This window comes from Stenotrophomonas sp. STEN240 (genome assembly GCF_056756175.1).
On record NZ_JBRRBO010000014.1, the window covers coordinates 18,420 to 32,653 of the forward strand.

General features: G+C 64.3%; 11 protein-coding genes. 8 read left to right on the forward strand and 3 right to left on the reverse strand.

Features of this window, described 5'->3' with window-relative positions:
* Nucleotides 1–150 precede the first annotated feature (150 nt).
* Both ACVOKO_RS08510 and ACVOKO_RS08515 read right to left on the reverse strand, forming a co-directional pair.
* Nucleotides 151–1,272, reverse strand: a complete 1,122-nt coding sequence (locus tag ACVOKO_RS08510) for a metallophosphoesterase (protein WP_346498502.1) — start codon at nucleotides 1,270–1,272, stop codon at nucleotides 151–153.
* A 93-nt stretch (nucleotides 1,273–1,365) separates the two neighbouring features.
* Complete coding sequence (locus ACVOKO_RS08515; RefSeq protein ID WP_346498503.1) at nucleotides 1,366–2,805, reverse strand: GGDEF domain-containing protein; 1,440 nt, start codon at nucleotides 2,803–2,805, stop codon at nucleotides 1,366–1,368.
* Nucleotides 2,806–2,941: 136 nt separating this feature from the next.
* Here ACVOKO_RS08515 and ACVOKO_RS08520 point away from each other — a divergent pair, with 136 nt between their 5' ends.
* The 3 genes from ACVOKO_RS08520 (at nucleotide 2,942) to ACVOKO_RS08530 (ending at nucleotide 5,630) form a co-directional block, all read left to right on the forward strand.
* Nucleotides 2,942–3,739: a prolipoprotein diacylglyceryl transferase family protein gene (locus ACVOKO_RS08520; RefSeq protein WP_346498504.1), complete on the forward strand. Its 798-nt coding sequence runs from the start codon at nucleotides 2,942–2,944 to the stop codon at nucleotides 3,737–3,739.
* A gap of 24 nt (nucleotides 3,740–3,763) precedes the next feature.
* Nucleotides 3,764–4,576 carry a thiol:disulfide interchange protein DsbG gene (dsbG, locus tag ACVOKO_RS08525; RefSeq protein ID WP_346498505.1) on the forward strand — a complete coding sequence of 271 codons (813 nt, stop codon included), beginning with the start codon at nucleotides 3,764–3,766 and terminating at the stop codon, nucleotides 4,574–4,576.
* 79 nt (nucleotides 4,577–4,655) lie between these two features.
* Nucleotides 4,656–5,630 (forward strand): cation diffusion facilitator family transporter, encoded by a 975-nt coding sequence (locus tag ACVOKO_RS08530; protein WP_346498506.1) that lies wholly within the window; start codon nucleotides 4,656–4,658, stop codon nucleotides 5,628–5,630.
* 265 nt (nucleotides 5,631–5,895) lie between these two features.
* Here the strand turns inward: ACVOKO_RS08530 and ACVOKO_RS08535 are convergent, their stop codons facing one another.
* The gene (locus ACVOKO_RS08535; protein ID WP_346498507.1) at nucleotides 5,896–7,959 is read right to left on the reverse strand and encodes a 3-hydroxyacyl-CoA dehydrogenase NAD-binding domain-containing protein; all 2,064 of its coding nucleotides are present in this window, start codon (nucleotides 7,957–7,959) and stop codon (nucleotides 5,896–5,898) included.
* Nucleotides 7,960–8,195: 236 nt separating this feature from the next.
* On the opposite strand from ACVOKO_RS08535, the gene rpoE reads away from it, so the two are divergent.
* The 5 genes from rpoE to lepB all read left to right on the forward strand — a co-directional run bounded on the left by rpoE (nucleotide 8,196) and on the right by lepB (nucleotide 14,210).
* Nucleotides 8,196–8,816 carry an RNA polymerase sigma factor RpoE gene (gene rpoE, locus ACVOKO_RS08540; RefSeq protein WP_062168440.1) on the forward strand — a complete coding sequence of 207 codons (621 nt, stop codon included), beginning with the start codon at nucleotides 8,196–8,198 and terminating at the stop codon, nucleotides 8,814–8,816.
* Nucleotides 8,813–9,703: a sigma-E factor negative regulatory protein gene (locus ACVOKO_RS08545; protein ID WP_346498508.1), complete on the forward strand. Its 891-nt coding sequence runs from the start codon at nucleotides 8,813–8,815 to the stop codon at nucleotides 9,701–9,703. The genes rpoE and ACVOKO_RS08545 overlap by 4 nt, the downstream gene beginning before the upstream one ends.
* A gap of 127 nt (nucleotides 9,704–9,830) precedes the next feature.
* The gene (locus ACVOKO_RS08550) at nucleotides 9,831–11,351 is read left to right on the forward strand and encodes a DegQ family serine endoprotease (protein ID WP_346498509.1); all 1,521 of its coding nucleotides are present in this window, start codon (nucleotides 9,831–9,833) and stop codon (nucleotides 11,349–11,351) included.
* Between the two features lie 159 nt (nucleotides 11,352–11,510).
* Nucleotides 11,511–13,301, forward strand: coding sequence for a translation elongation factor 4 (gene lepA / locus ACVOKO_RS08555; RefSeq protein ID WP_346498566.1), 1,791 nt, complete (start codon nucleotides 11,511–11,513; stop codon nucleotides 13,299–13,301).
* A 105-nt stretch (nucleotides 13,302–13,406) separates the two neighbouring features.
* The gene (gene lepB, locus ACVOKO_RS08560; RefSeq protein ID WP_346498510.1) at nucleotides 13,407–14,210 is read left to right on the forward strand and encodes a signal peptidase I; all 804 of its coding nucleotides are present in this window, start codon (nucleotides 13,407–13,409) and stop codon (nucleotides 14,208–14,210) included.
* Nucleotides 14,211–14,234: the final 24 nt, after the last annotated feature.

Here is a 14,234-nt window from a genome sequence, read left to right on the forward strand (position 1 = left end):
AACCGCTACCCGCGCGCCGACCGCCTCCCTCGAATCTGCGCCGAGCCTGCTCATTTACCATGGTCGAGATGAGGTTATTGCTATGTGAATGTCAGATGAAACCTGACGTCATAAAGAGTCAATTTCTGAGAGCTTTTTGCGACGTGTTCTTCAGTCCTCGCTTTCCATCTGACCGGTCGCCAATGGCACGCGGCTGCCATCCAGCAAGCCGCGGCTGAGCTTGCCGTTCTCGATGAACAACAGTTCGCCGTTCTGACCATCCTTGATGCTGCTGTCGATGGCGATGATGCGATCGCCATGGAAGCTGCTGACATGCGGCATGGACGTGTGGCCGACGACGATGCGCTTGAGCCCGAGCTGGTCGAGCACGCCCTGTACGCCGGCCGTGTCCAGGCGCCCGTCGAAATAGCCGCGGTACCAGATCGGGCTGGTCTTGCCGTCGTATAGCGGTGCGGTGATTGGATCGGCTTTGACCTCGGCCTTGGGCCGGCCCAGCGATGCCTGGTAGGCCGCGTTGGTTGTGGTTTGATCCAGAGCCAGCGGCAAGGCCTCGGGCGAAATGCCGCCATGCAGGAACAAGGTATCGCCGATGCGCAGCAATACCGGCCGGGTCCGCAGCCATTGGCCGATCACCGTATCGGCTCCATACAACTGCGGGTAGCTGCGGCCCAGCAGCTGCGCGCTGCGCAGGTACTTGGGATTGACGTAGCGCAGGTCGTCGTACAGCACCATGGTCTCGTGGTTGCCGAGCACGAAGTGCACTGCGCCACCAGCCTGCGCGGCCTGCTGCTGCAGGCTGTACAGCAGCCAGAATGCTTCGGTGACCTGCGGGCCGCGGTCGAATACATCGCCGGCGATCACCAGCGTGTCCTGTCCCAGCGCCCAGTTGTCGTTCGGGTCGATGACGCCGTTGGCGCGCAGCAGTTGCCGCAGCAGACCGTACTGGCCGTGGATGTCGGAGACGGCGACGATGCGCGGCACCGCCGGCAATATGGCTACGGCGGGATCGGCAAGTGGGGCGATGTGCAATGGATGCGGGTAGCCGCATTCGGGCATCACGCCGCGGGCGATGTCGCGCTTCCGTTTGACTTGGCGGGTGATGACCTGGTCGTCACAGATCCACTGCGCCTGCAGCCGTTTGCCGTCGCGGAATAGGTAAGGGCCATCGGCCGGTACGTGGTCGGCCGGTTCAGGCACTTCGCGGGCGTTGGCCTGCCACAGGGGCAGGGCACTGCACAGCAGCGCGATGAGCAGGGCGCGGGTTGCGGGCATGACGGATTCCGGAGTCGGGTGACCTGATGCACCCGTGCCCAGCCTAGGCCGTTGCTGCCCGCACGGCATGTGCTATCGGTTGGTTGCGCGCGCTCAATCGCGGCGCAGCCCGCTGCGTCCCGGTGCAACCGGCAGGGCGTCATTGCCCAGTACCACCCGGTTGCGTCCCTGCTTCTTGGCCTGGTACATGGCGGCATCGGCGCGTGCCATTACTCTCTCGTAGTCGGGGTGACCGTCATACAGGGCCACGCCGATGCTGGCACTGATCTCCAGCAGCTGGCCATCGGCCAGGGTGACGGGGGTATCGGCCATGCGCCGGCACAGGCCATCGGCGATCACCAGGGCCTGCCGTTCGTCGACGGCGACCAGCACCACCACAAACTCTTCGCCGCCATAGCGGAACACGTAATCGCTGCCCCGGGTGAACTGGCTGAGGATGCCGGCCACATGCTGCAGGGCGCGGTCGCCGGCTTCGTGGCCATGGGTGTCGTTGATTGCCTTGAAATGGTCCAGGTCCAGCAACAGCACGGCAAAGCCGTCGGATGACTTTTCCGCCAGTTCTATCTCACGGCGCAGCACAGTGGGCAGGAAGCGCCGATTTAGCAGATTGGTCAAGGCGTCGCAGCCGGCATCCAGTTCGCCGATGCGTTCGAACAACATGCCCAGCAGGCTGCGCGCCTGGCTGACCTTGGTGCGTACCTCCTGCAGCTGCGCACTGCGCACGGCGGGGTCGCCGTCCTGCTGCAGGGTGTGCTGCAGCAACTGGTCAACCTCGCTGATCAGGGCGCTGATCTGGCGGGTTTCCGAGCTCTCGCCAAAACTCGGAATACCCTTGTGGTTGAACCACAGGCCGAACTCCGAGCGCGCGAGGGTCTGGAAACCGCCCATGTCGCCCTGCGCCGCAAGTGCGTAAAGCAAGGTGTTTTCCCAGTCCAGCAGCAAGGCGCGCTGGCGTTCGCGCTCGGTGCTGACGTTCTGCACCAGCGAGAACAGGCGGTACGCCGCATCGGTGCGTGATGAACGTTCCCGTGCATTGGAATAGGCAAGTGTCATACCCTCCAGCGCGATATCGAACGAAGCGGTAAGGCTGGCGATGGCCGCGTGTGCGGTTTCGCCATGCCCGGCCTGTTCGCCGATCAACTGGAACAGGCGTTGTTTCAGCACGCGGGTGCCGCGGGTGACCAAGTCCACCGGTATGCCCACGCGTGCGTGCACATCGCCGATGACACGCTGGTGGGCGATCAACTGTTCGACGTCGGCGGTGCTGGCCCGCAGAAGATCACGTACCCAGCGCTGCATCGCCGGTTGCAGGCGCACCCGCACCTGATCATGTGACATCGAGCGTGAGGCACGCGCGTCATTCATCATGACCTTGTAAAAATGTGCGGCGAGTTCGGCGGCATGGCCCTCGGCCAGATCGGCCAGCACGTTGCCTGCGGCGGGGCCGGCAGCCTCGAGGCTGAGTTTCCAGGCGTCGGCCAGCGCGCTGCTGTCGGTGTCGGAAGAGGGATGGGGCGAGGGGGCGATATTCATGCGTACGACCGGTAAAGTGCCAAGAGGCAGCCGGTCATTATCGGCAACAACAGCAGTTTTTTGAGGACTTTGTGTTGATGGTTGAATTCACTGTTTGTTCAAGTTGGGTTGTGCTTGGCGGCATCGGATTGGCTGAATGATCAGCGCCGGTCCGTTTCCGTTGATGGCGTTGGTTGCATTGTTGGCGCTGGCGATTGGTTGGTTCTTCGCGCGTGCGTTGGCACCGGCTGCCGATGGAATGCGCAGCCGTGCCGGCGCGGTGGTGTTGGATGCGTTTCTACTGGGTTTGCTGGGTGCACGCCTGGCCCATGTGGCTATGCATGCCAGTGACTACCTGACGCAGCCGCTGTCCATCATTCGCCTGGGCGATGGCGGTTATTCGATCTGGGCCGGTCTGCTGGTCGCCGCCGCTTATGCGTTGTGGAAAACGCGCCAACGCCTTCTGCGCAAGCCAGTGTTGCTGGGACTCGCCGCTGGCGCGGCGTTCTGGCTGATCGGCGGGATGGCGCTGTTCGCGTTGCAGCGGTCTTCGATTCCGTTGCCCGATGCAGTGCTGGTTGATATGCAGGGCAAGCCGGCGCCGCTGGCCGCCTTCGCTGGCAAGCCCACCGTGATCAATCTTTGGGCGACCTGGTGTGGGCCGTGTCGGCGCGAGATGCCGGTGCTGGAACAGGCGCAGCTGGCGCACCCGCATGTGCAGTTCGTATTCGCCAACCAGGGCGAAACCCGCGACGAAGTTGCCGACTATCTGCGCGCTGAAAAAATGCAGTTGAGCAATGTGCTGCTGGATGCCGACTCGCGGGTGATGCAGCAGACCGGCGCCCGCGCATTGCCGACAACGCTGTTCTTTGCTGCCGATGGGCGGCTGCGCAATGTGCATATGGGCGAGTTGTCGCGCGCCACCTTGGAAGCGCGTCTGCGCGAGATGCAATAACTCCTTTACTGAAAGAGACACACGATGATGCGTTCCCGTTCCATGTTGCTGTTGTTGTCCGCCATGGCGCTGTCGCCGCTGGCCTGCGCACAGACCGCCAGTGCTCCGGCTCCGGCTGCGCCTGCCACCAAGCCGGCCGCGGCCGATGAACCGGCCGTGGTGAAGACCCTGCGTTCGCAGGGAGTGGAGTTCATGGGCACGTTCGAAACGCCGGTTGGCCTGACCGGCTACGCCGGTGTCGCCGGCCAACGCCCGCTGGGCGTGTACGTATCCAAGGATGGCCAGTACGCGGTGGTGGGCACCCTGGTCAACGCCAAGGGCGAAGATGTCAGCGCAGCCAAGCTCAAGGAGCTGGTGTCCGGGCCGATGGGCCAGCAGGCCTGGGCCAAGGTGGAAGCCAGCCACTGGGTCCGCGATGGCAAGGCGGATGCGCCGCGCATCATTTATTCCTTCTCCGATCCGAACTGCCCGTACTGCAATCATTTCTGGCAGGCGGCGCAGCCGTGGGTGGCAGCGGGCAAGGTGCAGATCCGGCAGATCCTGGTCGGCGTGATCCGCGAGGACAGCGCCAACAAGGCTGCGGCGATTCTCGGTGCAGCCTCGCCGGAGCAGGCGCTGGTGCAGAACGAGCGTGATTTCGACAAGGGCGGCATCAAGCCGCTGGCGACGGTGCCGGCTGCGGTACAGGCCAAGCTGCGTGCCAATGAAGCGTTGATGCTTGATCTCGGCTTCCAGGGCACGCCGGGCATTCTGTTCAAGGACGCGGACGGCACGGTGCAGATGCGTTCGGGCATGCCGCAGGGTGATGACATGCAGACCGTACTGGGTCCGCGCTGATCGCTGAATCGGTGGCGGCGATGTAATAGTCTCCGCCACAACAGGCTGACTAAGCTGGCCCCGCCATAAGGAGCCAGCCATGAGTCACGACCACAATCATCTGCCCAGCGAGATCCGCCACGAAAAACCATTGTGGTGGGCGCTGGGACTGACCACCGCTTACCTGGTGGTCGAAGTCATCGGCGCGTTCTGGACCAACAGCCTGGCGCTGCTGTCCGATGCCGCGCATATGGCCACCGATGCGCTCGGGCTGATGATCGCGCTGACCGCCGTGCGCCTGAGCCGGCGCCCGCCCGATGCCAGGCGCACTTATGGTTACGCCCGCCTGGAAGCACTGGGTGCGGTGGCGAACGGCCTGCTGTTGTTCGGCGTTGGCATCTATATCTTGTTTGAGGCCGCGCAACGCTTCCAGCAGCCGCAGGCGATTGCCTCGACCGGGATGATGTGGGTTGCCGCGTTCGGCCTGGTGGTGAATCTGATCGCGATGCGTCTGCTCAGTGCGGGCAGTGGCGAGAGCCTGAACGTCAAGGGCGCCTACCTGGAAGTGTGGAGTGACATGCTTGGCTCGGTGGCGGTGATCATCGGCGGTCTGATCATCCACTTCACCGGCTGGACCTTGGTTGATCCGATTCTGGCGGTACTGATTGGTTTGTGGGTGCTGCCGCGCACCTGGGTGCTGCTGCGCGATGCGATCAACGTATTACTGGAAGGCGTGCCCAAGGGCGTGGTGTTGGCCGATATCGAGCAGGCGCTGCGCGGTCATGCTGGCGTGGCCGGTATCCATGATCTGCATGTATGGGCGCTGGCATCGAGCACGCCGGCCTTGACCGTGCACGTGGTGATGGAAGATGGACAGGCGCCGGACGTACTGCGTCGGCAGTTGGCCGATCTGCTGCATGAGCGGTTTGATATCGACCACGTGACGGTGCAGGTGGAAGCTGATCACTGTGGCGACGATTGTGCTGACAAGAAGGCGGGCGGTGCTGATCATGATCACGAAGGTCATGCGCACGGGCCGGATGATCAAGGTCATCATGGGCATGTGCACCGCTAAAGGTAGTGCCGAGCCATGTTCGGCAGGGGCTTTACCGGTGGCGCTTTGGCATTGTGGGAGCGGCGTAAGCCGCGAAGCTGGCATTGCTGGAATTACCGGAACAACTGCAATCTGATTGATCTTTGGCTTCGCGGCTTACGCCGCTCCTACAAACACCGCTGATGAATTGCCGGCAAGACCCCTTGCCGAGCATGGCTCGGCACTACAGGTGGAACGAAAAACGGAGCCTTTCGGCTCCGTTTTTCATTCAATCAGCCACTAAAAATCAAACAACCGGCTCACGCAGCTCCGGCATGTCCCAGCCCGGCCGCGGTGCGAAACGATCACCGTGCCGGGCCTGCAAGGTCTTCAGCTTCTCGACCAGTACATCCACGCCAGTCGCACGGATATGCTGGATCGGGCCGCCGCGGAACGGGGCAAAGCCGGTGCCGAAGATCACGCCGGCATCGAGCAGGTCGGCATCGGCCACCACGCCGTCGTGCAAGCAGGCTACCGCTTCGTTGAGCAGGGGCAGAATCAGGCGGTCTTCCAGATCCGACGGCGCCTGATAGTCTTTGGCCACTTCAGGCTTCACCGCGCGGCCGTTCTCCCACTTGTAGATGCCCTGGCCGTCCTTCTTGCCGCGCTTGTTCGGCTCCACTGTCGCCAATGCGGCCGGGATCTGCAGGCCCAGGAATGGCGCCAGCTCCTTGCCGACGCCAGCGGCCACGTCCAGGCCCACCGTATCCAGCAGCTCGATCGGGCCCATCGGCATGCCGAATTTGACCGCAGCCTTGTCGATCACCGGGCCGGGGATGCCCTCGGCGTAGGCGGTTGCGGCTTCCAGCATGTACGGGAACAGCACGCGGTTGACCAGGAAGCCCGGGGTGCCGGCGACCGGCACCGGGAACTTGCCCAGTGCCTTGCAGAATGCCGCCAGGCGCTTCTCCGTCTCCGGCGACATGCCGTCGTGGTGGATGATTTCCACCAACGGCATCTGTGCCACCGGGTTGAAGTAGTGCAGGCCGGCAAACTGCGCCGGGCGCTGGATGTGGTCACGCAGCTCGACCAGCGGGATCGACGAGGTATTGGTGGTGAGCAGCGCGTCGGCCTTCATCTTCGGCTCCAGCGTCTGGTACAACTCGCGCTTGGCTTCCGGGTTCTCGATGATGGCTTCGATCACCAGATCAGCCTGGGCCACGCCGTCGCCGGCCAGGTCGGCCTTCAGGCGTGCGGCCACTTCCGGGCGCTTGCTCTCGTCACGGACCTTCTTGTCGAACAAGGCTTGCGCGCGGGCCATGGCCGGGTCGATGAAGCGCTGCTCGCGGTCCTGCAGGGTCACATTGAAGCCCTTGTAGGCGGCCCAGGCAGCAATATCGCCGCCCATCACACCGGCACCCACCACGTGCACATGCTTGATGCCCGAGTCCTTGCCGCCCAGGCCCTTGAGCCGCTCGGTCAGGAAGAAGATGCGGATCAGGTTGCGTGCGGTCGGGCTGCTGGCCAGCTTGACCACGGCGCGGCGCTCGGCGTCCAGACGCTTCTGGATCGGGCTGCCGCCGGTGCGCTCCCAGGTGCTGATCAGCGCGTAAGGCGCCGGGTACTGGTCCTTCTTGGCCTTGCGCGCGACCTGTTTGGCCATCTGCGGGGCCAGGATCTTGCGGGCAAGGAAGGTGTTGGTGGCCCAGGCGGTGGCGCGCTGCTTGAACGGGCGGGTCACCCCCGTCTGTACCAGGGCCACGGCTGCATCCAGCAGTACCGCCGGGGCAGCTACCTTGTCGACCAGGCCGATGGCGCGCGCGGCCGATGCCGACAGGGTACGGCCGGTCAGCATCATGTCCATTGCCGCCGGCGCGCCCACCAGCTGCGGCAGGCGCGAGCTGCCGCCCCAGCCCGGGAAGATGCCCAATTGGGTTTCCGGCAGGCCGATGCGGGTGGATTGGTCGTTGGAAGCCACGCGGTAGCGGCAGGCCAGGGCCAGCTCGGTGCCGCCACCCAGGCAGTGGCCGTGGATCGCGGCCACGGTCGGGCAGGGCAGCTCGGCCAGCTTCTGGTAAACGGTCTGGCCGCGGCGGATGGCGTCGTTGACGGTGCCGCGGCGGTCGAATTCCTGGAATTCCTTCAGATCGGCGCCGGCGATGAAGCCGGCCGCCTTGGTCGAACGCACCACCACGCCCTTGGGCGGGTCGATGGCCAGGCGCTCGATGATGTCGCCCAGTTCCAGCAGCACGTCCTGCGACATGGCATTGACCGGGCTGTCTTTGCGGTCGAGGCTGAGCACAGCCACGCCGTCTTCGCGCAGTTCGGTGTGCCAATGATTGAAGCGGAGCCCGTCGAAGCCTGAAAGCATGGGACGTTCCATCCGGTTGTGTATGGAGAAGACCGCTATGATCCAGAGGTTGTTTCCCCGCCGTCAAATCCCAATGTCAGGAAGTGTGTTGGGCTTATCTGGTCAGCGCCCCGCGAGGCTAACCGAACGGGAGTTAAAAGCTGGTGCGGTACCGCTGCGACAGGGTGCTGAACTTTTGCCGCGAACAGCGGTCTTATTGCCCGACGTCGGTTGGGCTGACAGGAGTGCGGCCCGTTATGGCCGAGGTTGAAACACCGCAGGAGCTGGACCTGGAACTGGTCCGGCGTGTGCAGCGCGGCGAAAGCGCGGCGTTCGATGTCCTGGTACGCAAGTACCAGCATCGGATCATCGCGTTGATCGGGCGCTACATCGCCGACTGGAGTGAATGTCAGGACGTGGCCCAGGACACTTTCGTCCGCGCTTACCGCGCGATCGGGAATTTCCGTGGCGACGCCCAGTTCTATACCTGGTTGCATCGGATCGCAGTGAATACCGCAAAAAACTACCTGGCAGCACACAACCGGCGCCCGCCCACCGACGACATCGAGATCGGTGACGCCGAGCAGTTCGACAGCGGGGTCCGGCTGCGTGACAACGACACGCCCGAGCGTGAGTTGATGCGCCAGGAACTGGAACAGACCGTGATGAAGGCGGTCGACGCGTTGCCCGAAGAGCTGCGCTCGGCCATTACGTTGCGAGAGGTGGAAGGCATGAGTTACGAGGATATCGCGCAGAAAATGGGATGCCCTATCGGAACGGTGCGGTCGCGGATCTTCCGTGCCCGTGAGGCAATCGATGCACAGCTGCGTCCCTTGCTGGATACCCCCAGCGCTACCCGTGAACGGAGTCGCGTATGAGCACGCAAGACCGTAACCCGGCCGCAGCTGCGCCGGACAAATTCGAATTGCATTACCGCCAGCAGCTGTCGGCGCTGGTGGATGGCGAGCTGGCGGCCGATGAGGCGCGCTTCATGCTGCGCCGGCTGGAACACGACAGCGAGCTTTCCGCCTGCCAGGAGCGCTGGCAGGTGCTGGGCGATGTGATGCGCGGCCAAGCCTGCGCACCGGCCCCGCTGGATTTCAGTGCGCGCGTGCGCCAGGCGATGGACGCCGATGCCCAGCAGAACGGGCCGGTGATTGTCGCACCCGCTGCGCCGGGCAAGTCCCGCAGTGGTTGGCGTCGTTGGGGCGGCGGTGCCGCGTTGGCGGCGTCGGTAGCGGCGGTGGCCTTGTTCATGGCCCGTGAGCAGTTGCCCGAGACCAATGCACCTACTCCGGTGATTGCCACTACTGCCGAAGTCGCTCCCGCGCCTGTGCAGCCCTCTGCGCCGACTTCGGCGGATGCGGGCAATGTCGCTGGCCTGGTTGCGGCCGCGCCTGCGGTTGCCGCAGCGGTGAGTCGTCGTCAGGACGCCACGGCCCGCCGTGGCAGCGCCACCCGCACCCAGCAGGCGGCACGCGCCGGCACTGCGCGCATGGCCGAGCCGCAGCGGGCGATTGCCGCCGCACCGGTGCTGCCGGCAACGCCGGCCTTGCGTCAGGACCCGTTCGCCACCGGCAACGGCGTGCTGCATGCCCGGCCCTGGCCGCGCTCGTCGGTTGCGCCGACGCTGTCGCAGGGGGCGCTTAACGCAAGTTTCCCGGCACAGGAGCAGCGTGGGGCGACGTTCTACCCGTTTGAACCGCGCATGCCGGCACAAAGCGCCGACGATGGCGAGTCGCGCAGGCTGTTGCCGCGTCAGTAAGTAGTGCTTGCCGGTCGTCCACCTCTGGGCGACCGGTTTTCCCCGGATTCCAGGTTTGTGCGCTGTGGTTGGGCGTACCGGGCTTGGCTGTTCTTTCCCGCTTTGACTGAATTGGAGGCTCGAGCTGATGACCCCACTTATCCAAAACAAGGTGTTTGGCCTGTTGGCGATGACCCTGCCGTTGGTGGCCTGCGCGCAGAGCCCGGCGCCGAATGCGCCGACCGAACAGGTGGCCGCTACCCGCGCCGCGCCCGCACCGCAGCTGGTGCAGGGCCTGCCTGACTTCACCCAGCTGGTCGATCAGGTCGGTCCGGGCGTGGTCAAGGTGGATACCGTGATTGGCGCCCGCCGCAATCCGCGCACTGCCCAGCAAGGCCCGGACATGGAGCAGATGCCGGAGTTCTTCCGCCGTTTCTTCGGGCCGGACTTCCAGATGCCGGGGCCGGGCCAGCAGGGGCCGGATAGCGGCCCGCGTGGCCGCAGCATGGGCTCGGGCTTCATCATTTCCAATGACGGCTATGTGCTGACCAACCACCACGTCATCGATGGCGCCGAGTCGGTCAAGATCACCCTGAGCGACCGCCGCGAGTTCACCGCCAAGGTGGTCGGCAGCGACGCCCAGTACGACGTGGCCTTGCTGAAGGTCGAAGGCCGCAACCTGCCGACCGTGCGCGTAGGTGACTCCAATACGCTCAAGCCCGGCCAGTGGGTGGTGGCGATCGGCTCCCCGTTTGGCCTGGACCACTCGGTCACCGCCGGCATCGTCAGTGCGCTGGGCCGCAATACCGGTGGCAACGATCAGCGCTATGTGCCGTTCATCCAGACCGACGTGGCGATCAACCAGGGCAACTCCGGCGGTCCTTTGCTGAATACGCGCGGTGAGGTGGTCGGCATCAACTCGCAGATCTTCTCCGCGTCCGGCGGTTACATGGGCATCAGCTTCGCGATCCCGATTGATCTGGCGATGAATGCGGTTGAGCAGATCAAGAAGACCGGCAAGGTCAGCCGTGGCCAGTTGGGTGTGTTGGTCGGTCCGCTGACCAGCGATGCCGCCGAGGGACTCAAGCTGCCGGATAGCCGTGGCGCGCTGGTCAACGAGATGGTGGCGGACAGCGCGGCCGCCAAGGCAGGGATCGAGGTAGGTGACGTGATTCGTATGGTCAATGGCACCCAGATCAACGATGCCAGCGAGCTGCCGCCGATGATTGGCGCGATGGCGCCCGGCAGCAAGGTGCGGATGGGGATCATGCGTGAAGGCAAGCCGCGTGAGGTCACCGTGACCCTGAGCGAGCTGGCTGAAGATGCTGCGCGGCCGGGTAACACCGCCGCCGGTGCCGATGAGGGCAAGCCGCAGGTGGGCGCCAATGCCTTGCTGGGGCTGGAAGTGGCCGACCTGACCGCCGCCGAGCGTCGCCAGCTGGGTCTGGATGCCGGTGAAGGTGTACGCATCACCGGTGTGAACAGCCAGGCCGGCCGCGAGGCACGTCTGGCTCCGGGGATGGTGGTGCTGCAGGTCGGGCGTACCCCGGTAGGCAGTGTCGCCGCGCTGAACCGGGAGCTGGCCGGTTACAAGAAGGGTGACGTGGTCATGCTGCTGATCCGCGCCGGCGCCAACAGTGCCTTTGTCCCGATCCGGGCCGGCGAATAAGCCGCTCAGGCCTTGTCGTGCCTACAGGAGCCGCCTTCGGGCGGCTCCTTTCGTTCATCTGCCGGCCAAACCCTGTGCGGGGGCCGGCTCCGGCATGCGATAATGCCCCGTTATCCTGACGACGCAGCGCCGCCGCCGCCACCTATGTCACATGATTCAATGCGGATGATCCGCAACTTTTCCATCATTGCCCACGTTGACCACGGCAAGTCCACCTTGGCCGACCGCATCATCCAGTTGTGTGGCGGCTTGACCGCGCGCGAAATGGAAGCGCAGGTCCTGGACAACAACCCGATCGAACGCGAACGTGGCATCACCATCAAGTCGCAGTCGGTGTCGGTGCCGTATACGGCCCGCAACGGCCAGACCTACTTCCTGAACTTCATCGATACCCCCGGCCACGTCGACTTCTCCTATGAAGTCAGCCGTTCGCTGGCCGCCTGCGAAGGCGCGCTGCTGGTGGTCGATGCGGCGCAGGGTGTGGAGGCGCAGTCGGTTGCCAACTGCTACACGGCCATCGAACAGGGCCTGGAAGTGGTGCCGGTGCTGAACAAGATCGACCTGCCCACCGCCGATATCGACCGTGCCAAGGCCGAGATCGAGGCGGTGATCGGTATCGATGCCTCCGACGCAGTCGCGGTCAGCGCCAAGACCGGGCTGAACATGGAAGAGGTGCTGGAAGCCATCGTGCACCGCATTCCGCCGCCGGTTGACCGTGGCAGCGACAAGCTGCAGGCGCTGATCATCGACTCCTGGTTCGACAACTACCTGGGCGTGGTCTCGCTGGTGCGCGTGATGCAGGGCCAGATCAAGCCCGGCGACAAGATCCAGGTCATGTCCACCGGCCGTTGGCATCTGGTCGACAAGGTCGGCGTGTTCACCCCCAAGCGCAAGGAAATGCCTGCGCTGCGTGCCGGTGAAGTGGGCTGGATCAATGCCAGCATCAAGGACGTGCACGGTGCGCCGGTCGGCGACACCCTGACCCTGCTGGCCGACCCGGCCGCCGAGCCGCTGCCCGGTTTCCAGGAAATGCAGCCGCGCGTGTTCGCCGGCCTGTTCCCGGTCGACGCCGAGGACTACCCGGACCTGCGCGAAGCCCTCGACAAGCTGCGCCTGAACGACGCCGCGCTGCGCTTCGAGCCGGAAAGCTCCGAGGCGATGGGCTTCGGCTTCCGCTGCGGCTTCCTCGGCATGCTGCACATGGAAATCGTGCAGGAGCGCCTGGAGCGCGAATACAACCTCGACCTGATCAGCACCGCGCCGACGGTGATCTACGAGGTGCTCAAGACCGACGGCAGCATCCTGATGATGGACAACCCGGCCAAGTTGCCGGGGGGCAATGCCGTGGCCGAAATCCGCGAGCCGATCATCCGCGCCAACATCCTCACCCCCGAGGAATACATCGGCAGCATCATCAAGCTGTGCGAAGAAAAGCGTGGCAGCCAGATCGGCATCAACTACATGGGCAGCCAGGTGCAGATCAGCTATGAGCTGCCGATGGCCGAAGTGGTGTTGGACTTCTTCGACAAGCTCAAGTCGGTCAGCCGTGGCTACGCCTCGCTGGAATACCACTTCGTGCGTTTCGAGGCCGGCCCGTTCGCGCGTCTGGACGTGCTGATCAATGGCGACAAGGTCGATGCCCTGTCCTTGATCGTGCACCGCAGCCATGCTGATCGTCGCGGCCGCGAGCTCTGCGAAAAGATGAAGGACCTGATTCCCCGGCAGATGTTCGACGTGGCCATCCAGGCCGCGGTGGGCGCGCAGATCATCGCCCGGACCACGGTCAAGGCCATGCGCAAGAACGTTTTGGCCAAGTGCTATGGTGGCGACGTTTCGCGTAAGAAGAAGCTGTTGGAGAAGCAGAAAGAAGGCAAGAAGCGCATGAAGCAGGTGGGTCGTGTGGAGATCCCGCAGGAAGCCTTCCTCGCTGTGCTGCAGATGGACAAGTAACCGTGATCGGGGGCTTGGGACGCGTGATTGCAGAGGGCGGCATCCGCTTCAGCAATCGCGCATCCGGCGGCCCCCGTCACCAGTCCCATTCCGAAGGAACACCGAATGAAATGGTTTGAAATCATCCTGGTCGTGCTGACCCTGGGCTCGGGCCTGGTGGTGCTGCTGGACAAGTTGTACCTGCGCAAGCGCCGCGCCGAAAAGGCCAGCCTGCTGGACAGCGAAGAGCCGGCGGTAGTGGATTACTCGCGCGCGTTCTTCCCGGTGCTGGCAGTGGTGTTGATCCTGCGCAGCTTCGTGGCCGAGCCGTACAAGATCCCGTCCAGCTCGATGATGCCCAACCTGCTGATCGGTGACTTCATCCTGGTCAACAAGTTCTCCTACGGTTTCCGCCTGCCCATCACCAACACCAAGATCATCCCGGTGTCCGAGCCCAAGCGCGGCGACGTGGTGGTGTTCAAGCCGCCGCACGCGCCTGACCAGAACTGGATCAAGCGGGTGATCGGCCTGCCGGGCGACCGCATCGGCTTTCATGGCGATACCTTGTCGATCAACGGCGTGCCGATGGTCTACGAAGACCGCGGCGAGTACGTCGGCAAGGGCCGTGGCGCAGAAATGACCGGCGCCTCGCTGCTCAGCGAGCAGCTGCCGGGTCGCAGCCATACCATCCTGGAACTGCTGGGTCGTGCCGACCCGCGCGGGCAGGGCGACTGGGTGGTGCCGGAAGGCCAGTACTTCGTGATGGGTGACAATCGCGACAACAGCGAGGACAGTCGCTTCTGGCAGCAGACCCATTTCCTGCCGGAAGAGAACCTGCGCGGCAAGGCCTTCCTGATCTGGCTGAACTGTGAAGGCTGGTTCTGCAAGGGTAGTTTCGAGCCGTCACGTATCGGGACGGGCATTCAATGAGTGGACAACGCGTTTCTGGGGAGA